The sequence below is a fragment of the Sphingomonas folli genome, from assembly GCF_019429525.1.
GTDB classification, from domain to species: domain Bacteria; phylum Pseudomonadota; class Alphaproteobacteria; order Sphingomonadales; family Sphingomonadaceae; genus Sphingomonas; species Sphingomonas folii.
This window is the reverse complement of record NZ_JAHXZL010000013.1, coordinates 32,956-49,936: the sequence shown is the minus strand read 5'-3', so window position 1 is coordinate 49,936 and position 16,981 is coordinate 32,956. Positions and strand designations below refer to the sequence as shown.

Annotated in this window: 19 protein-coding genes; 12 read left to right on the top strand and 7 right to left on the bottom strand. The window is 72.0% G+C overall.

Annotated features, from left to right (window positions below):
• Positions 1-51: 51 nt before the first annotated feature.
• Complete coding sequence (locus KZ813_RS17665; RefSeq protein ID WP_219756308.1) at positions 52-2,112, top strand: M3 family metallopeptidase; 2,061 nt, start codon at positions 52-54, stop codon at positions 2,110-2,112.
• On the top strand, positions 2,109-2,600 hold the full coding sequence (locus tag KZ813_RS17660; RefSeq protein ID WP_219756307.1) for an asparaginase domain-containing protein: 492 nt from the start codon (positions 2,109-2,111) through the stop codon (positions 2,598-2,600). Before KZ813_RS17665 ends, KZ813_RS17660 begins: the two co-directional genes overlap by 4 nt.
• Positions 2,601-2,741: 141 nt before the next feature.
• Here the strand turns inward: KZ813_RS17660 and KZ813_RS17655 are convergent, their stop codons facing one another.
• The 3 genes from KZ813_RS17655 to KZ813_RS20275 all read right to left on the bottom strand — a co-directional run bounded on the left by KZ813_RS17655 (position 2,742) and on the right by KZ813_RS20275 (position 4,978).
• Positions 2,742-2,876 carry an entericidin A/B family lipoprotein gene (locus KZ813_RS17655; protein ID WP_219756306.1) on the bottom strand — a complete coding sequence of 45 codons (135 nt, stop codon included), beginning with the start codon at positions 2,874-2,876 and terminating at the stop codon, positions 2,742-2,744.
• 270 nt (positions 2,877-3,146) lie between these two features.
• On the bottom strand, positions 3,147-4,757 hold the full coding sequence (locus tag KZ813_RS17650) for a sensor histidine kinase (RefSeq protein ID WP_219756305.1): 1,611 nt from the start codon (positions 4,755-4,757) through the stop codon (positions 3,147-3,149).
• A 5-nt stretch (positions 4,758-4,762) separates the two neighbouring features.
• Entirely contained in the window at positions 4,763-4,978 is a 216-nt protein-coding gene (locus KZ813_RS20275; protein WP_308461931.1) for a NepR family anti-sigma factor, read from the bottom strand.
• A 200-nt stretch (positions 4,979-5,178) separates the two neighbouring features.
• Between KZ813_RS20275 and KZ813_RS17640 the strand changes: the two genes are divergently transcribed.
• From KZ813_RS17640 to KZ813_RS17630, 3 genes are all read left to right on the top strand, one after another.
• The gene (locus tag KZ813_RS17640) at positions 5,179-5,973 is read left to right on the top strand and encodes a response regulator (protein ID WP_219756304.1); all 795 of its coding nucleotides are present in this window, start codon (positions 5,179-5,181) and stop codon (positions 5,971-5,973) included.
• 313 nt (positions 5,974-6,286) lie between these two features.
• Positions 6,287-6,424 carry a hypothetical protein gene (locus KZ813_RS17635; protein WP_183945210.1) on the top strand — a complete coding sequence of 46 codons (138 nt, stop codon included), beginning with the start codon at positions 6,287-6,289 and terminating at the stop codon, positions 6,422-6,424.
• 112 nt (positions 6,425-6,536) lie between these two features.
• Positions 6,537-7,184: a sigma-70 family RNA polymerase sigma factor gene (locus KZ813_RS17630; RefSeq protein WP_219756438.1), complete on the top strand. Its 648-nt coding sequence runs from the start codon at positions 6,537-6,539 to the stop codon at positions 7,182-7,184.
• 164 nt (positions 7,185-7,348) lie between these two features.
• Here KZ813_RS17630 and KZ813_RS17625 read toward each other — a convergent pair whose 3' ends face one another.
• Complete coding sequence (locus KZ813_RS17625) at positions 7,349-7,522, bottom strand: hypothetical protein (protein ID WP_219756303.1); 174 nt, start codon at positions 7,520-7,522, stop codon at positions 7,349-7,351.
• Positions 7,523-7,561: 39 nt separating this feature from the next.
• On the opposite strand from KZ813_RS17625, the gene KZ813_RS17620 reads away from it, so the two are divergent.
• From KZ813_RS17620 to KZ813_RS17595, 6 genes are all read left to right on the top strand, one after another.
• Positions 7,562-10,207, top strand: coding sequence for a bifunctional [glutamine synthetase] adenylyltransferase/[glutamine synthetase]-adenylyl-L-tyrosine phosphorylase (locus tag KZ813_RS17620; RefSeq protein WP_373369293.1), 2,646 nt, complete (start codon positions 7,562-7,564; stop codon positions 10,205-10,207).
• Entirely contained in the window at positions 10,186-10,635 is a 450-nt protein-coding gene (locus KZ813_RS17615; protein WP_219756301.1) for a peroxiredoxin, read from the top strand. The genes KZ813_RS17620 and KZ813_RS17615 overlap by 22 nt, the downstream gene beginning before the upstream one ends.
• Positions 10,636-11,097: 462 nt before the next feature.
• The gene (locus tag KZ813_RS17610; protein WP_219756300.1) at positions 11,098-12,243 is read left to right on the top strand and encodes a M23 family metallopeptidase; all 1,146 of its coding nucleotides are present in this window, start codon (positions 11,098-11,100) and stop codon (positions 12,241-12,243) included.
• Between the two features lie 341 nt (positions 12,244-12,584).
• Positions 12,585-12,923, top strand: coding sequence for an iron-sulfur cluster insertion protein ErpA (gene erpA / locus KZ813_RS17605; RefSeq protein ID WP_219756299.1), 339 nt, complete (start codon positions 12,585-12,587; stop codon positions 12,921-12,923).
• Positions 12,924-12,973: 50 nt separating this feature from the next.
• Complete coding sequence (gene xth, locus KZ813_RS17600) at positions 12,974-13,744, top strand: exodeoxyribonuclease III (RefSeq protein ID WP_219756298.1); 771 nt, start codon at positions 12,974-12,976, stop codon at positions 13,742-13,744.
• Complete coding sequence (locus KZ813_RS17595; protein ID WP_219756297.1) at positions 13,741-14,550, top strand: transporter; 810 nt, start codon at positions 13,741-13,743, stop codon at positions 14,548-14,550. The genes xth and KZ813_RS17595 overlap by 4 nt, the downstream gene beginning before the upstream one ends.
• A 156-nt stretch (positions 14,551-14,706) precedes the next feature.
• On the opposite strand, the gene KZ813_RS17590 is transcribed toward KZ813_RS17595, so the two are convergent.
• Positions 14,707-14,982: a hypothetical protein gene (locus KZ813_RS17590; RefSeq protein WP_219756296.1), complete on the bottom strand. Its 276-nt coding sequence runs from the start codon at positions 14,980-14,982 to the stop codon at positions 14,707-14,709.
• Complete coding sequence (locus tag KZ813_RS17585) at positions 14,979-15,155, bottom strand: hypothetical protein (protein WP_219756295.1); 177 nt, start codon at positions 15,153-15,155, stop codon at positions 14,979-14,981. The genes KZ813_RS17590 and KZ813_RS17585 overlap by 4 nt, the downstream gene beginning before the upstream one ends.
• Positions 15,156-15,428: 273 nt before the next feature.
• Between KZ813_RS17585 and KZ813_RS17580 the strand changes: the two genes are divergently transcribed.
• Positions 15,429-15,677, top strand: coding sequence for a hypothetical protein (locus tag KZ813_RS17580; protein ID WP_219756294.1), 249 nt, complete (start codon positions 15,429-15,431; stop codon positions 15,675-15,677).
• 76 nt (positions 15,678-15,753) lie between these two features.
• Here the strand turns inward: KZ813_RS17580 and KZ813_RS17575 are convergent, their stop codons facing one another.
• A complete protein-coding gene (locus KZ813_RS17575) occupies positions 15,754-16,905 on the bottom strand; it encodes an N-acetyltransferase (RefSeq protein WP_219756293.1) in 1,152 nt (383 codons plus the stop codon).
• Positions 16,906-16,981: the final 76 nt, after the last annotated feature.

Sequence of the window (16,981 nt, the reverse complement as noted above, 5' to 3'; positions counted from 1 at the left end):
GCCGCGCGCGCCACTGGCAGAGCGCGTCGCGCGTCCCTATCATCGCGGACGATGACTGACACCACCCTGCTCGACCCGATCGCGCTGCCCGACTATGCCGCGCTGACCCCCGACACCATCGCCACCGCGCTCGACGCCGCGATCGCGCGCCACGCCGAGGCGGTCGCCACCGTCACGCGCGAGCGCCCGACCGACTTCGCGCGCGCCTGGCTGCCGCTGGAGCGCGCCGAGGCCGCGATCGACGCGCTGTGGTCGGCGGTGTCGCACCTGCGCGGCGTCGCCGACACGCCCGCGCTGCGCGCGGCGCACGCCGCCGGGCAGGAGAAGCTCGTCGAGCACAGCATGAAGGTGGCGCAGGACCGCGACCTCTACGAGGTGCTCACCGCGCTGGAGGCGTCGCCCGCCTTCGCCGCGCTGCCGCGGCAGGACCGGGTCGCGGTGGAGCATGCGGTGCGCGACTTCCGCCTCGCCGGCGTCGCGCTCGACGCCGAGAAGCGCGCGCGCTTCGCCGCGATCTCGGTCGAGCTCTCCGCGCTCTCCACCGAGTTCGGCAGCGCGCTGCTCGACGCCACCGACGCCTGGACGCTCGCGATCGCGGACGAGGCGCGCCTCGCTGGCCTGTCCGACACGGATAAAGCGATGTTCGCCGCGGCCGCCCGGGCCAAGGGGCAGGACGGCTGGCTGGTCACGCTGCAGCAGCCGAGCGTCACCGCGGTGCTGACCTTCGCCGAGGACCGCGACCTGCGCGAGGCGGTGTACCGCGCCTATGGCACGCGCGCCTCCGACCAGGGTCCCAACGCGGGCGCGTTCGACAACGGCCCGCGGATCGCGCGCATCCTGGCGCTGCGCCGCGAGGCGGCCGCGCTGCTGGGCTTCACCGACCCGGTCGAATGGTCGCTCGCCACGAAGATGGCGCCCAACGCGGGTGAGGTGCTGACCTTCCTGCGCGACCTCGCCCGGCGCGCGCGCCGGGCGGCACGGCGCGACCGCGACGCGCTCGAGGCCTTCGCGCGCGACACGCTCGGACTCGACCGGCTCGAGCCGTGGGACGCGGGCTTCGCCGCCAACCGGCTGCGCCAGGCACGCTACGCGGTCGACGAGCAGGAGGTGCGCGGCTATTTCCCGGTCGAGCGGGTCACCGCCGGCTGGCAGGCGTTGCTCGGCCGGCTGTTCGGGCTCCGGCTGATCGCGCGCGACGACGTCGCCACCTATCACGCCGACGCGACCTATTATGACGTGGTCGACGACGCGGGCGAGACCTCCGCCGGCCTGTACCTCGACCTCCACGCGCGCCCGGGCAAGCGCGGCGGCGCCTGGATGGCGCAGGCGCGGCCGCGGCTGCGTGACGGCAACAATGTCCGCGTGCCGGTCGCCTATCTGGTCTGCAACTTCGCGCCCAGGAGCCCCGACTCGCCGTCGCTGCTGAGCCACAACGACGTGGTGACGCTGCTGCACGAGACCGGCCACTGCCTCCACCATCTGTTCACGCGCGTCGATCGCCCCTCGATCGCGGGGACGAGCGGGTTCGAGTGGGACGCGGTCGAGCTGCCGAGCCAGCTGATGGAGGATTTCGCCTGGGACCGCGACGTGCTCACCGGCATGTCGGGCCATCACGCCACCGGCGCGCCGCTGCCGCCCGAGCTTTTCGAGAAGATGGTGGCGGCGCGGCGCTTCCAGTCGGGGCTGTTCATCGTCCGCCAGCTCGAGTTCGCGCTGTTCGACCTGCTGCTCCACCTCGGCACGCTCGGCAGCGACCCGATGGAGGTGATCGAGGCGGTGCGCGACGAGGTGGCGGTGATCCGCCCGCCCGCCTGGCACCGCTTCCCGCACGGCTTCGCGCACATCTTCGCGGGCGGCTATGCCTCGGGCTATTACAGCTATCTCTGGGCCGAGGTGCTGGCCGCGGACGGTTTCGGCAAGTTCGCCGAGAATGGCTTGGTCGATCGCGCCACCGGCACCGCGCTCCGCGAGGAGGTGCTCGCGCGCGGCGCGACGCGGCCCGCGGCGGAGAGCTTCCGCGCCTTCCGCGGACGCGACCCCGATCCCGCCGCGATGCTGGCGCGCCACGGGCTGCTCGAGGGCGCCGGGGCGGACGCGGGGGAGGGGGCGTGAGCCTGCTCGTCGTCACCACCGGCGGCACGATCGACAAACTCTATTTCGACGCGCTGAGCGAGTATCAGATCGGAGACAGCGTGGTGGAGCGCGTGCTGCGCCAGGCGCGCGTGGCGCTGCCGTTCCGCGTGGTGGAGCTGCTGCGCAAGGACAGCCTCGACCTCACCGACGCCGACCGCGCCGCGATCGTGGCGACGGTCGCGGCGGCGCCCGAGACCCGCGCGGTGATCACCCACGGCACCGACACGATGACCGCGACCGCCGCGGCGCTGCTCGCCTCCGGGGGTGTCACGGGGAAGACGATCGTGCTGGTGGGCGCGCTGGCACCCGCGCGCTTCGCCGACAGCGACGCGCCCTTCAACCTCGGCATGGCGGTGGCCGCGGCGCAGACCGCCGCCCCGGGCGTGTGGATCGCGATGAACGGGACGGTGTTCGACGGCGCCAAGGTGCGCAAGGATCGCTCGATCAACAGCTTCGTGCCGAGCTGAGGCGGGAGACCGCGGCAGGGCGACCGGTCATGTCGCTCCCCCTGGCCCGTCAGGAGCGCGCCATGCCGCGCGGCGCGGACAAAAGGAAAGGCGGGCCGCGTCGCCGCGACCCGCCCCCCGTGCGACCCCGAAGGGATAGCGTTACTTCGACTTGTCCGCCGCGGTGCTGACCGCGTCGCCCGCGGACGAGACGTCCTTGCCGACGCCGCCGACCGTGTTGCACGCCGCCACCAACATCGCGCCAGCCAGTGCCGCGACCGTCATCACCTTACGCATGGACCTGCCTCCTAGAAGATCATCCCGACAATGCGCGGCGGTGCGGATCGTTCCGCCGCTGCAATAGCTTGGGTCGATCAGCCGCGGAGATGCGGGAAAATGGTAAAGGCCCGGAAGCGTCTCCGGGGGGGGGAGGGGGACGCTTCCGGGCCTATGTCGAGGACAGCGAGAGCGGGGGGGCATAAGGTCGCTATCCGATCAGCTCAACGGGCCGTCCCAGGTTCGGTTCCGCGGCCGCGGCAATATTTTCCAAAGCGCCGGACGCGCCCCTCAGTCGCTCCCGGTCACCGCCACCGCGATCTCATAGGCACCCGAGAGCGGATCGTGCTGCAGCGACGAGCGCAGCTGGCGGGTCAGCCCCTCGATCACGCGCCCGTAGCGATGGCCCAGCCCCTCGCGCAGGATGTCGCTGTCGACCAGCGCGCGCGATGACAGTCTCAGCATCGCCTTCTCGCGCGTGCCCGCGACGGGCTTGAGCGAGATGCGCAGCTGTGCCTCGGGCACGCAGGTCATCGCCAGCTCGACCAGCTCGGTGACGAGGAAGGCGACCGCGACCGCGACGTCCTGCGTGACGTAGAAGGGGTCGATGTCGAGCACGATGCCGATCCGCGTCCCCTCGGGAGCGGTGGCGCGGATGCTCGACGCCAGCTCGCCCAGCACAGAGCGCAGCCCGAGGCCGCGATTCTCCTCCATCTCGGCGAAATGGTAGCGGTGCACCACCGCGAGCGCGTCGACGCGACGCTGGATCGAGGCATAGGCCTGGGTCGCCTCCGGGCTCCGGGCGCCGCGCGCGTGGAAGTTGATCAGGCTGGAGATCACCTGGAGGTTGTTCTTGACGCGATGGTGCACCTCGCGCGTCAGCTTGGTCTGGCGCACCAGTCCGTCGGCCAGTCCGGCCTCGTGCAGCGCCACGGTGCGGCTGAGCGCGCGGAAGGTGTCGCCGAGGTCACGGATCTCCTGCGCGGGGAGCGCGCGCAGCATCGCGGGGTCGGGCTGGTCGCCCGGCGAATAAGCGGCGATGCTGCCGCGCAGCGCGCGCAGCGGCGCGATCAGCAGACGATCGACCACGAACCAGCTGATCGCCGCGGCCAGCGCCCACATCAGCAGCGGCAGCGCCAGCGCGATCAGCAGCGGCGAGCTGATCGGCGCGCTGCGCACCTGCATCTCCAGCGCCAGCCCGGCGATGGCGAGGTCGTTGCGCGCCGCCTCGCGCCGCTCGAACGCGCTCTCGCGCGCGAGCGGGTCGAGCTCGAGCCGCTGGCTGCCCAGCGTCAGCGTCGAGCCATAGTCGACCGCGAACCCGCTCGGGCGGCTCAGCTGCTGGAGGAACGGCGCGGGAAAATAGGCCGCCGCGCTGACGCCGTTGGCGCGACCGGCGATGCGCAGCATCAGCCCCCGCCGCCCGCCCGCCGCGCCGTCGACGATGCGCGCGCTGACCACCGCCGAGTCGGACTGGCGCGCGAAGGTCGCGGCGCCGGGGAAGGGCTCGCCGCAGATCGGTCGGCCGCGTCGGTCGAGGATGACGAAGCCGGTGCCCGCCGCCGACTGCTGCGCGAACACGCCCTGAGCGCGCGCGCAGCTCGGCGCGTCGCCGCGGTCGGCGGTGAGCGCGTCGACCGCGACGCGGAGCGCGGTCATGTCGCCCACCAGCTCGATCGCGATCGCGCGGCTGGACTCGGCGGCCGCGACCCGTAGGTGCGAGCGCAGTTCGGTGTCGGCGATCTGGGTGACCCGCAGCGTGGCGAAGATCGCGATCAGCGCCAGCGGCAGCAGCGCGATGCTGAGGATCAGGAAGAGCTTGGCGCCCGTCGGCCAGCGGCCGACGAACTCGCCCCGCCCCGCGGGCGGGCGCGGGACGTCAGCGACCGCGGACGCCGCCACCTCGGTCAGTCAAGCTTGCCGAGCAGGGAGAGCAGATCGTCCGGCACGCTTTCCTCGACGGTCTTCTGATAGACGGAGCGCAATGCCGAACCCATGTCTCGATTCTTCGAGTGCGCGACGGTGCCTTTCCTCGGCTTCTCCGGCGCTTTCTTGTCCGACGTCAACGCTAACCCCCCAAGACAACCCGCCCCAGCGACCGCTGGGCGGGTCGAGCGGAACACGATGGAACATCCGTATGCTGCTGGCACGGTTGGCCGCGCTCGCCGGATGAAACCAAATAGCCCCTCGATGGTTCCCCCGCCGTGCGACGAAAATCGCCGACCGGTGGGAACTTATTGCCACGGTCGGGCGCCGTCCACGACCGGTATCACGACGCACGGCGGCGCGCTCGCGCCATGCCGTGAGGGAGGGCTTTCTACACATGTCGCTCGGACAACAACTCGCGCCGCATCTTCCGTTCCTGCGCCGCTACGGCCGCGCGCTGACCGGGAGCCAGGTGCAGGGCGACCGCTACGTCCGTGCGACGCTGGAGGCGATCGTCGCCGCGCCCGACCAGTTCCCGCGCGACGTGGATCCCCGGCTGGGACTCTATCGCACCTTCCAGGCGATCTGGAACTCGGCCAATTTCGACGAGGTCGAGAGCGCCGAGCCGGCCGAGGAGCAGGAGGCGGTGGCGCGCGCGCGATTGTCGCGGATGACCCCGCTCTCGCGCCAGGCGCTGCTGCTCACCGCGATGGAGGGCTTCACCCCCGAGGACGCCGCCTATCTGATCGAGGTCGAGCCCGCCGAGGTCGACTCGCTGGTGGCCGAGGCGCTCGCCGAGATCGAGAAGCAGACCCGCGCACGCGTGCTGATCATCGAGGACGAGCCGATCATCGCGATGGACATCGAGTCGATCGTGCGCGACCTCGGGCATGAGGTCACCGGGGTGGCGGTGACGCGCGACGAGGCGGTGGCGCTGGCGATGGAGGATCGCCCCGGCCTGGTGCTGGCGGACATCCAGCTCGCCGACGACAGCTCGGGGATCGACGCGGTGAAGGACATCCTCGCCGAGTTCAACGTGCCGGTGATCTTCATCACGGCGTTCCCGGAGCGGCTGCTCACCGGCGAGCGCCCCGAACCGACCTTCCTGATCACCAAGCCGTTCCAGCGCTCGACGGTGAAGGCGGCGATCAGCCAGGCGCTGTTCTTCGACGAGACCACCGTCCCGGCGTGAGGGGCGGGGTTGGCTGGGGGGCGGCCGCACGCGGACCAGCCTCGCCTCACCTGCTCCGTCATCCCTGCGCAGGCAGGGATCCAGACGCGCTGACGTTCCCGCTCCGTCGCGGACGTCAGCGCGTCTGGAATCCCGCCTGCGCGGGAATGACGTGGAGGGGCGAAGCGACCGACGATCGCACCAGCGCTCGGTCGAGCGCATGCCCGACCGAACGCGCCCCGCCCCGCTCGCCCCCTCGCGAAAACAGCCGCCACCCCCGCCACTTGTTCCCATCCTTACGGACCCAAAACGGTCGATGCGCGTTGTTAGGCGCATGGCAGACGACAACGATCGAGTTCATCTCGAGACCGACGAGGCCCGCGCCGGCAGCACGCCGGGCATGACTCGCTACATCCTCGCGGCGTCGCTGGTGCTGATCGTCGTGGCCTTCGCCGCCATCCTGCTGTCCTGACGCGATGCTCGAACAAGTGGTGCGTGACGGGCTGGCCAACCGGCCGGCCGATACCTATCTTCCAGCCTCGGACGAGCGCCAGGACGGCGCCGCGCCAGCACGACGGAGCGGCATGACCCAATCACCCTCGCACGCGAACGAGGCGTCGGCCCCGGCGCCGACGGAATATGTCGCGCTGTCGGATCCCGAGTTCAAGAAACAGCTCGCGCTCGTGATCCCGCACCTGCGCGCGTTCGGTCGCTCGCTCTCGGGCAACCGCGACCTCGCCGACGACCTGGTGCAGGAGACGCTGCTCAAGGCCTGGGCGGCGCGCAAGCGCTTCCAGGCGGGCACCAACATGCGCGCCTGGACCTTCATCATCCTGCGCAACCTGTTTCTCAGCCAGATGCGCCGGGCGCGTTTCAAGGGCGAGTGGGACGATCTGGTCGCGGACCGCGTGCTCGCCGCGCCGGCCAGCCAGGACAAGCACGTCGAGCTCGCCGACATGCAGCGCGCGCTGCTGCACCTGCCGCAGCCGCAGCGCGAGGCGCTGATCCTCGTCGGCGCGGGCGGGTTCGCCTATGAGGAAGCGGCCGAGATCTGCGGCGTGGCGGTGGGCACGATCAAGAGCCGCGTCGCGCGCGGACGCGTCGCGCTGGAGGCGCTGATGACCGACGGCGCGCTGTCGTCGCGCCGCGACCATGAGGTGAGCGGCGACCGCTCGACGCTCGACTCGATCATGAACGAGGTCGACGAACTGAGCCGCGACCGCGACGCGTAGGAGCGCGCGCCGGATTCGCCGACGCGTTTCGCTGATTCGACGGCCTCGCGATGTCCCTCGGACGGTGGGCAGATCCCGAACCGAGTCACGGATGACGGCCTATCGTGGTGACGTGACCCTGAGTCTCGTAGCACCGGGACATTTTCGTCGCCTGACCCGGCGTGTCAGTGCCCGCTACCGCCCAGCTTCGTGAGGAGCCGCGCCATGTCGCTCGGCAGCACCTGATCGCGGCCGAAGGCGCTTCGCAGCGATCCCGCGAGCGCGTCCCCGGCCTGCGGGGCGCGGACGACATAGTCGCCGCGCTGGCCGCCAGGGGGAAAGGGGAGGTCTGCTACCATATTGCTCGAACGTGCGACCTCGGCTTAGGTTTCGACATGATGAGTCCCCGCTTCGACGAGGCGCGCCGACGGGCGGAACATTATGCGCCGTTCCTGAACATCTTGCTCCAGCGCGAGACGGATACCGCCGCCGCGCTGGCGCTCGCCGACCTGCCGCTCGCGCGCCGGCTGCGGCTCGAGCGACGCGCGCTCGCGCTGGAGGTGGCGCTGGGCGACCTCGCGGGCGAGCTCGATCTCACCGCGGTCACCGCGCGGCTCACCGCCTTCGCGGATGACGCGCTCGACCGCGCCATCGTCGGCGCGCTGGCCGAGCGGACGCCCGACGCCGCGCCGCGCGGCTTCGTCGCGATCGCGCTGGGCAAGCAGGGCAGCCGCGAGCTCAACTACTCGTCCGACATCGACCCCATCTTCCTCTACGACCCCGCCACCCTGCCGTGCCGCGCGCGCGAGGACGTCGCCGACGCCGCGGTGCGGGTGGGGCGGCGCGTGCTGGAGCTGCTCCAGGCGCGCGACGCCGACGGCTACGTGCTGCGCGTCGACCTGCGGCTGCGCCCCTCCCCGGAGGTGACGCCGATCGCCATCCCGATCGACGCCGCGATCAGTTACTACGAGTCGCAGGCGCTGCCGTGGGAGCGCGCCGCCTTCATCCGCGCGCGCGTCGCCGCGGGCGACCGCGCGCTGGGGGCACGCTTCGTCGAGGCGATACGCCCCTTCGTGTGGCGGCGCAGCCTCGATTTCGGCGCGGTCGGTGAGATCCTCGACATCACGCGGCGCATCCGCGACCATCACGCGCAGGGACAGGGGTTCGGACCCGGCTATGACCTCAAGCGCGGGCGCGGCGGCATCCGCGAGATCGAGTTCTTCGCGCAGATCCACCAGCTGATCCACGGCGGACGCGACCCGTCGCTGCGCGCGCCCGCCACGCGCGACGCGCTCGCCGCGCTCGCCGCCGCGGGGCGGATCGACGCCGGTGACGCCGCCGCGCTGGCCGAGGCCTACACGCTGCTCCGCACGATCGAGCATCGCGTCCAGATGATCGACGACCGCCAGACCCACGCGCTGCCCGCCGGTGACGCGCTCGACCGGGTGGCACGGCTGCACGGCGTCGACGACGGCGCGGCGCTGCTCGCGCTGCTCGCGCCGCACGTCGCCCGGGTGGCCGCGGCGTTCGACCGGCTCGCGCCCGTCGCGGGCACCGGACTGCCGTTCGACCCGGCGCGGCTCGGCGCGACGCTGGCCGAGGCCGGCTTCGCCGATAGCGCGGACGCGGTGCGTCGCGTCGCGACCTGGCGCGAGGCGCGCTATCCCGCGCTGCGCTCGGCCGCGGCGCAGGGCGCGCTCGAGGCGGTGCTGCCCGGGCTGGTCGACGCGCTGGCGCAGGCGCCCGTGCCCGCGGTCGCGCTCAACCGGCTGGACCGCCTGTTCGAGCGGCTGCCGAGCGCGGTCAACGTCTTCCGCCTGCTCGAGGCGCGACCCGCGCTGGCGACGCTGCTCGCCGAGCTGCTCAGCCACGCGCCGACGCTCGCCGACGAGTTGGCGCGCCGCCCCGACCTGCTCGACGGGCTGATCGACGCCAGCGCCTTCGCCCCCGTCGCCGCGGTGCCCGAGCTGGTCGCCGAGATGCGCGCGGTCGAGGCGGGCGCGGACTATCAGGCGATCCTCGACCATGTCCGCCGCGTCGTCGGCGACAAGCGCTTCGCGCTCGGCGCGCAGATCGTCGCGGGCGCCGCCGACCCGCTCGACGTCGCCGCGGGCTACGCGCGCGTCGCCGAGGCCGCGATCGAGACGCTCGCCGGCGCCGCGACCGCCGAGTTCGAGCGCGCGCACGGCCGCGTCCCCGGCGGGGAGCTGGTGATCCTCGCGCTCGGCCGGATGGGCGGGATGGCGCTGACCCACGCCTCCGACCTCGACCTGATCTATCTCTTCACCGGCGACTTCACCGCCGAGTCGGACGGCGCCAAGCCGCTCGGCGCGACGCTCTATTTCACCCGGCTGGCGCAGCGAGTCACCGCGGCGCTGTCGGTGGCGACGGCGGCGGGGCCGCTCTACCCGGTCGACACGCGGCTGCGGCCCTCGGGCGCGCAGGGGCCGCTGGTGGTGAGCCTCGACAGTTTCGCGCGCTATCAGCGCGAGGAGGCGTGGACCTGGGAGCATATGGCGCTGACCCGCGCGCGCGCCGTGTTCGGCTCGGCCGCGGCGCGGCGCGACGTGGAGGCGATCGTGGCGGCGGTGTTGGCGGGCGAGCGGCCGGCGCGCGACGTCCCCGCCGAGGCCGCCGCGATGCGCGCCGAGATGGCGCGCCACAAGCCGCCGCAGGGGCCGCTCGACGCCAAACTGCTGCCGGGCGGGCTGGTCGACCTGGAGTTCGCGGTCCATGTCACCCAGCTGACGCGGCGCGGCGGCGTCGACCCGCGGCTGGGCGACGCGATCGACGCGCTGGTGGGCGCGGGCGCACTCGCGCCGGCGATGCGCGACGCCTATGCGCTCCTGGCGCGGCTGCTGGTGACGGTGCGGCTGGTCGCGCCCGACGCGCAGGAGCCGGCGGCAGCGGCGACGCGCGCGCTGATCGCGCGCGCGGTGATGCTGCCCGACTGGGAAACGCTGCTTGCCACCTTCGACCGGGTGCGCGAGAGCGTCGCGGCGCAGTGGCAGGAGAGCATCGCATGGACCCCCTCCCCGACGTGACCGCGACTGGCACCGACGGCGCGCCGCTGCGGCTACAGGACCTGCCGCGGCCGCTGATCGTCTATTTCTATCCCAAGGACGATACCCCAGGCTGCACCCATGAGGCGCTCGACTTCTCCGCGCTGGCGAGCCGCTTCGCCGCCGCGGGCGCGGCGATCGTCGGCATCTCGCGCGACAGCGTGGCCAAGCACAACAAGTTCATCGCCCGCCACGACCTCGCCATCCCGCTCGCCAGCGACCTCGACGGCAGCGTGACCGAGGCGTTCGGCGTGTGGGGCGAGAAGCAGATGTACGGCCGCACCTACATGGGGATCGAGCGCGCCACCTTCCTCTACGGCGCCGACGGCCGGCTGGCGCGCGCATGGCGCAAGGTGAAGGTGCCCGGCCACGCCGAGGAGGTGCTGGAAGCGGCGCGGGCGCTCGGGTGAGCGCGCGCGGGCATCGTCGCCCGCCCATCATCGCGGATTGATGCACCCGCGCGCGTCGGTCGGGACGGGGCCGGACCGCGCGACGTGGCGGCGGCCGCCGCCGCGATCGATCCGCCGCTGTCGTCGTGGCCTCGCCGAAGAGATCGCTCTCGCGTCGTCGCGCCATTTCGGAGCAAAACGACCTGCGCGGGCCAGTCAGTCGCCCCGATCCGCCACCAAGAATCGCTCGCAAGTCACGTGAATCACGCGATCACCTCCTACTCGACTCGGCGAAATACAACGACTCGCCGCGTCTCTCCGTCGACCGGGCGCGGTCTCGCGCCGCTGCTCTTGCCCGATTAACCCTGTGCAGGTCACAAACCTTTGCGCCTGGGAGGCTTCGTCTCCGGGGTGGCAGTACGAGAAAAGGGGAGGACCGCGCGGCAGCCCGCCGCCCGGTCACAGTCTTTGATCTGGGGTTCGATGAACGACACCGCTCTCACGCCGGCCGCGCGCCCGCTCGATCGCCCGCGCGCCGCTTATGGCACGCGCCTGATGGCCCGCGGGGGCGCCGCGCTGGTGCTCGGCCTCGCCGGCTATGGCGCGGTCGCCGCCAGCCAGCAGGTCGCGGTGGCCACCGGCCTCAAGCCCGTGCCGACCAGTGAGCGGAAGCTGGCGACGATGGAGCAGAAGGTCTCGCAGCTCCAGACCCGCGTCGCGACGATCCGCCGCACCGCCGAGCTCCACGCCAGCCGCATCGAGCAGCGCCAGAAGCTGCTCGCCGCCGCGCTGACCGGCGAGGGCGAGAGCCGCGAGCTGGCGCGCGCCACGCTGGCGATCGATCCCGACGCCACGCGCCTCGCCGCCGACACGATCAAGCCCTTCCTGCGCGTCGAGTCGCGCCAGGCCGAGTTGGCCGCGGTGGCGCAGCGCGAGCTCGACCAGCGCTACGCCGCGACCGCCAAGACGGTCCGCAAGCTGGGCATCTCCACCGCACGGCTGGCGCGCGGCGGGTCGGCGAAGGCCGGCAGCGCGATGGGTGGCCCGCTGGTCGAGGCCAACAGCGCCGAGGCGCGCGCCGACCTCGCCGCCGACCAGCAGTTCCGCACGCTGTTCATGAGCTGGAAGAAGCTCGACCGGCTCGAGCAGGGCGTGATCGCCATTCCCTCGGTGCAGCCGGTGCAGAAGCTGCAGTTCACCAGCAATTTCGGCATCCGCAGCGACCCGTTCCGCGGCACCGCGGCGATGCACGCCGGGGTCGACATCCCCGGCCCGAGCGGCACGCCGATCTACGCCACCGCCGACGGCGTGATCAGCCACGCCGGTCGCCAGGGTGGCTACGGCAACATGGTCGAGATCAACCACGGCAAGGGCATCGCGACTCGCTACGGCCACCTGTCGAAGATCCTGGTCTCCGACAACACGCGCGTGAAGCGCGGGCAGCTGATCGCGCTGATGGGTTCCACCGGCCGCTCGACCGGCCCGCACCTCCACTATGAGGTGCGGATCGACGGCCACGCGGTGAACCCGGTGCCGTTCCTCACCACCGCCGACTATCTGATGGCCGCGCAGGACCGGGCGGTCGGCCAGATCCCGGTCTCGACCTCCGGCCCCGTGCCGCAGGACTGATCGCCTCGCCGATCCAGGACGGAAGGGCCGGTACCGCCTCGAGCGGGCCGGCCCTCTCTCGTTGCTGTGTTGCTCGCCCCGTGCTCGGACGGGGATCGTTGCGAGCTCCTCCGCGTGCCCCCGCGCAGGCCGGAGCCCCGGGCCGCGCGCGCCGTGAGGCGCTGTTGTGCTTGGCGCGGCATCCGTCTCTCGCCGGAAGACGGTCGCGAGACACGTGAGGTGAGCCAGCTCGCGACGATGCCCTGGAGGGCGGAACCGACGTGGGGCGCTCTCGCGGGCTAGTCATGCACGGTGAGGCCTCGCCCCTTTCCCCCGCCGCGCCGCGCGCCTATCTACCTCGCATGGCCACGCTCGCACCCGACATAGCGCTCACCCCCGCCGCCGCCGCGCGCGTCGCGGCGATCGCGGCGCGGCAGAACAAGCCCGCCATCCTGCGGCTCGCGGTCGAGGGGGGCGGCTGCTCGGGCTTCCAATATCGCTTCGGCTTCGCCGACGCCCCCGAGACGAGCGACATCGTCGTCGAGACCGACGGCGTGCGGCTGGTCGTCGACGACGTCAGCCTCGACCTCGTCCGCGGCGCCAGCGTCGACTATGTCGAGTCGCTCGGCGGCGCCTCGTTCAAGGTCGAGAACCCCCAGGCCGCCAGCGGCTGCGGCTGCGGGACCAGCTTCTCGGTCTGAGTCGCGCGCGGGGCGAGACAAAGCCGACGCGGCGCGATAGGTCGTCGTGCGTGAAGATCGTCACCTACAACGTCAACGGCATCAAGGCGCGGCTGCCGCGGCTGCTCGAGTATCTCGAGGAGGCGCAGCCCGACGTGGTGTGCCTGCAGGAGCTCAAGTCGAGCGACGAGACCTTCCCCGAGGGGGAGGTGCGCGCCGCGGGCTATGGCGCGCTGTGGCACGGGCAGAAGGGCTTCAACGGCGTCGCGGTACTCGCGCGCGGCGCCGACCCGGTCGAGCGCCAGCGCGGGCTGGCGGGCGAGCCCGAGGACGAGCACAGCCGCTATCTCGAGTGTGACGTGGCCGGGCTGACGGTGGCCTCGATCTACCTGCCCAACGGCAATCCCGTGCCCGGTCCCAAGTTCGACTATAAGCTGCGCTGGATCGAGCGGCTCCGCGCGCGCGCGGCGCAGCTTCTCGCCAGCGAGATGCCCGCGGTGCTGGCGGGCGACTATAATGTCATACCCAATGACGACGACGTCTTCTCCGTGCGCGCGATGGCGAGCGACGCGCTGATGCAGCCCGAGAGCCGGCAGGGCTATCGCGCGCTCGTCGCGCAGGGCTGGACCGACGCGCTGCGCGCGCGCCACCCGCGCGGCGGCGTGTGGACCTTCTGGGACTATCAGGCCGGGGCGTGGCAGCGCGACGCGGGCTTCCGGATCGATCACCTGCTGCTCAGCCCGGCGGTGGCCGACCGGCTGGTCGAGGCGGGGGTCGACAAGGCGTATCGCGGGCGCGAGAAAGCGAGCGACCACGCGCCGACCTGGGTACGGCTGCGATGATCCGCGCCGGCCTGCTCGCCGCGATCGCGCTGCTGCTCGCCGCCGCGCCCGCCGCGGCCGAGGAAGAGGACGGCAAGCGCTTCTGCCCCAACCGGCCGTCGCTCGGTGCGAGCGGTTGCGTCACGCTGCCGGGGCAGGTGCAGGTCGAGGTCTCTGGGGTCGACTGGCAGCGCGACGACGGCGACGACTCGCGCGAGGACCTCACGCTGTTCGGCGACGTCACCGCGCGCTTCGGCCTCACCGCCAACAGCGAGCTGCAGGTCGAGTTCACCCCGCTCGGCACGCTGCGGACGCGCGACAAGATGACGGGCGCGGTGTCACGCAAATGGGGCGTGGGCGACACGGTGATCGGCTATCGCTACGCGCTGAGCCACCCCGACGGGAACGCGGTCTCCTCCGCGATCCAGCCCTATGTCGCGCTGCCGACCGGACGTGCGGGGATCGGCGACGGCGACTGGGCCGCGGGCGTGATCGCGCCGGTCTACTGGCAGATCGACGAGCGTTGGAGCCTCGACTTCACCGGCCAGGCCGCCGCGGCGGTCGACGAGGACGGCAACGGCCGCCACTTCGACGCGAGCGGCGTGGTCGGGCTGGGCTACGCGCTGACCGACAGCATCACCGCGGTCGCGGAGCTCTCGCTCGAGCGCGACGACGACCCCTCGGGCCATGTCACGCGCACGCTCGCCGCGGGGTCGCTGGCGTGGCAGCCGACCAAGCGCACCCAGATCGACCTGCTCGCGGTGGCGGGGCTCAACCGCGACGCACCCGACGCGCGGCTGGTGCTGGGCGGCGCCTTCATGTTCTGACCGAGAAGGGCTCACGCTCGCGCTCCCGCGCCGGCGTCATCCCGAGCCCGCCCCGGGATCCGCGGCTTTGCCCACGCCGCGACTGCCGAGCGTTCGGCACGGTGGACCCTGACACGGGGGCAGGGTGACACCGGCGGAGAGGGTAACCCGCGCCGCTTATCCGGCCTCGCCGGGCTCCTGCACCGCGATCAGCTCGAGCACCTGCCGCGCGCCCTCGTCGCTTGCCGCGGCGAGCTTGAGCGGGCGCGCGCCCAGTCCCACGTCGGCGTTGAGGAAGGCCATCGCGCCGGCCAGCCCGAGCCGCTCGGTCGCGGCGCGCACGACCTGGCTCTCGCGCGCGGCGCTCTCGGGCGAGAGCTTGGGCACGCTGCTGGCGGGGCGGAAATACGGTCGACGTGGCGAGCGCGGGGCGGGTTGCGGCTGATCGCTCACGCGCCGATCACCACGGTCGGACGGACGACCCCGGAACGCCACTGCAGCTGCGCGATCCGCTCGGCATAGCTGCGCGCGCAGACCTGATAGACCTCGCGACCCGTCACGCTGGCGGTGCCAGCCGCGCGCGCCACCGATAACTGGTGGCGCGAGTAGAGTTCGTTGAGATCCATGTCGGTCTCCCTGCGTGCAAGCGGGAGCGCGGTCGGTCTCTCAGCTATCCAGGCTCGCGTGGTCAGATCTGGACAGTCGTTCCGAGATGGGGTGTTCGCGCCCGATCGCAAGGGCTCGCCATCTTCTGGCGGAATACGCCGCATGTCGGCGGAGGGCCGGTGGGCCCGCATGCCGTATCGCCGCTAACCTACTCGATTTCCGACCAGATTTACGTTGGCACGGTCTCTGCAAAGCACGTGGCGTCCCCGATCACGGGGCAGGGAGACACTGTCATGAACGCCACGATCGTCGCCGCTATCACCGGTCTCGTCCTCGCCGCACCGACGCAGGCCGAGCCGACCGCACCGTCTGTCGCCGCCACCGCCGCTGCCACCCAGGCCGAGGGCGGAGCGAAGACCCGCGGTCCCGGCACGCGCTACTGCTACAGCACCGAGGCGACCGGCTCGCACATCATCCAGCGCGTCTGCCACACGCGGGCGGAGTGGAAGGAGCTGGGCGTCAAGGTCCCCGAGAGATTGTGAACGGCCGCCGCGGGGCGGACGGGAGGGAGCGGCGCCGCGCCGGCCGAGGCGCGCGGCGCCGCCGGCTCCCCCCGGATCAGAGCGTCCGCTCGTAGACCTGATAGACCTTGTTGACGCGGCTCTCGATCGCGGTGGCGATCGAGTTCATCCCCTGGTTGTCGTCGAGGATCCACCCGATCTCGCCGCGCGAGGCGCCGTAGTGGGCGACCGAGGCCTTGCGGATCGCCTCGATCATCATGAAGGCCAGCTGGCTCGCCAGGCGCGACGATTGCAGCTCCTTGCGCACCCCCATCAGCGGCACGCGCATCGTGCGCACGCGCGGCTTGCGCAGCCACAGCAGCAATTTGGCCCAGCCGAACGGGAGCAGGCTGCCGTTCAGCGGCCGGATCGCCTCGTTGAGGTCGGGCAGGGTGATCATGAACGCCACCGGCCGCCCGTCGACCTCGGCGATGCGGATCAGGTCGTTGAACACGATCGGCTTGAGCTTGACGCCCACGTCCTTGATCTCGGGCGGGGTGAGCGGCACGAAGCCCCAATTGTCCGACCAGGCGTCGTTGAGGATCTCGAGGATGATCGCGGCTTCCTCGTCGAAGCGCTTCTTGTTCACCTCGCGCACGACGATGCTCTTGTTGTTCTCGCCCGAGCGGATGATCCGCTTCACGATCGGCGGGAACTCCTGCGTGATATCGAGCTCGTAGGTGACCAGCTGCTTGACCGGCCGGTAGCCGGCGCGCTCGATCCACTCGCGATAGACCGGCTTGTGGTGCCCCATCATCACCGTCGGCGCCTGCTCGAAGCCCTGGATCAGCAGCCCCGGCTCCTCCCAGATCGACATGCTGATCGGCCCGAGCGCGCGCACCATGCCCTGCTCGCGCAGCCACGCCTCGGCGCGCTCCAGCAGCGCGCGGAAGATGTCCTCGTCCTCGGCGTCCATCAGCCCCCATTGGCCGACGCCGGGGCCGAAGCCCTGCGCGGCGGGCATCTCGAGCGCCAGCGTATCGATGTGCGCCGAGATCCGCCCCACCACGCGCCCGTCGCGCCGCGCCAGGAACAGCTGCGCCTCGGCGTGGCTGAACCAGCCGTTCTTCTCGGGCGTGATCAGCCCGAGCGCCTCGCCCTTGAGCGGCGGGACCCAGTAAGGATCGTCGGCGTAGAGGCGGAAGGGCAGATCGACGAACGCCTTGCGCTCGCTCTTGGTGGTGACCGCGGTGATGGACAGATCGGACATGGCGCTCGCCCGTAAACGGAGAAACCGATCATAGCGAGCGGGCTTTTGCTGGCAACGGGGCGTGCGGGCGACCTGT

Bases quoted from the DNA above. Each gene is read 5' to 3' on its own strand.
- KZ813_RS17620 (WP_373369293.1), top strand. From the start codon at position 7,562: ATGAGTCCCCGCTTCGACGAGGCGCGCCGACGGGCGGAACATTATGCG.
- KZ813_RS17580 (WP_219756294.1), top strand. From the start codon at position 15,429: ATGAACGCCACGATCGTCGCCGCTATCACCGGTCTCGTCCTCGCCGCA.
- KZ813_RS17635 (WP_183945210.1), top strand. From the start codon at position 6,287: ATGGCAGACGACAACGATCGAGTTCATCTCGAGACCGACGAGGCCCGC.
- KZ813_RS17595 (WP_219756297.1), top strand. From the start codon at position 13,741: ATGATCCGCGCCGGCCTGCTCGCCGCGATCGCGCTGCTGCTCGCCGCC.
- KZ813_RS17585 (WP_219756295.1), bottom strand. From the start codon at position 15,155: ATGGATCTCAACGAACTCTACTCGCGCCACCAGTTATCGGTGGCGCGC.
- KZ813_RS17655 (WP_219756306.1), bottom strand. From the start codon at position 2,876: ATGCGTAAGGTGATGACGGTCGCGGCACTGGCTGGCGCGATGTTGGTG.
- KZ813_RS17665 (WP_219756308.1), top strand. From the start codon at position 52: ATGACTGACACCACCCTGCTCGACCCGATCGCGCTGCCCGACTATGCC.
- KZ813_RS17610 (WP_219756300.1), top strand. From the start codon at position 11,098: ATGAACGACACCGCTCTCACGCCGGCCGCGCGCCCGCTCGATCGCCCG.
- KZ813_RS17575 (WP_219756293.1), bottom strand. From the start codon at position 16,905: ATGTCCGATCTGTCCATCACCGCGGTCACCACCAAGAGCGAGCGCAAG.
- KZ813_RS17630 (WP_219756438.1), top strand. From the start codon at position 6,537: ATGACCCAATCACCCTCGCACGCGAACGAGGCGTCGGCCCCGGCGCCG.
- erpA (WP_219756299.1), top strand. From the start codon at position 12,585: ATGGCCACGCTCGCACCCGACATAGCGCTCACCCCCGCCGCCGCCGCG.
- KZ813_RS17615 (WP_219756301.1), top strand. From the start codon at position 10,186: ATGGACCCCCTCCCCGACGTGACCGCGACTGGCACCGACGGCGCGCCG.
- KZ813_RS17625 (WP_219756303.1), bottom strand. From the start codon at position 7,522: ATGGTAGCAGACCTCCCCTTTCCCCCTGGCGGCCAGCGCGGCGACTAT.
- KZ813_RS17640 (WP_219756304.1), top strand. From the start codon at position 5,179: ATGTCGCTCGGACAACAACTCGCGCCGCATCTTCCGTTCCTGCGCCGC.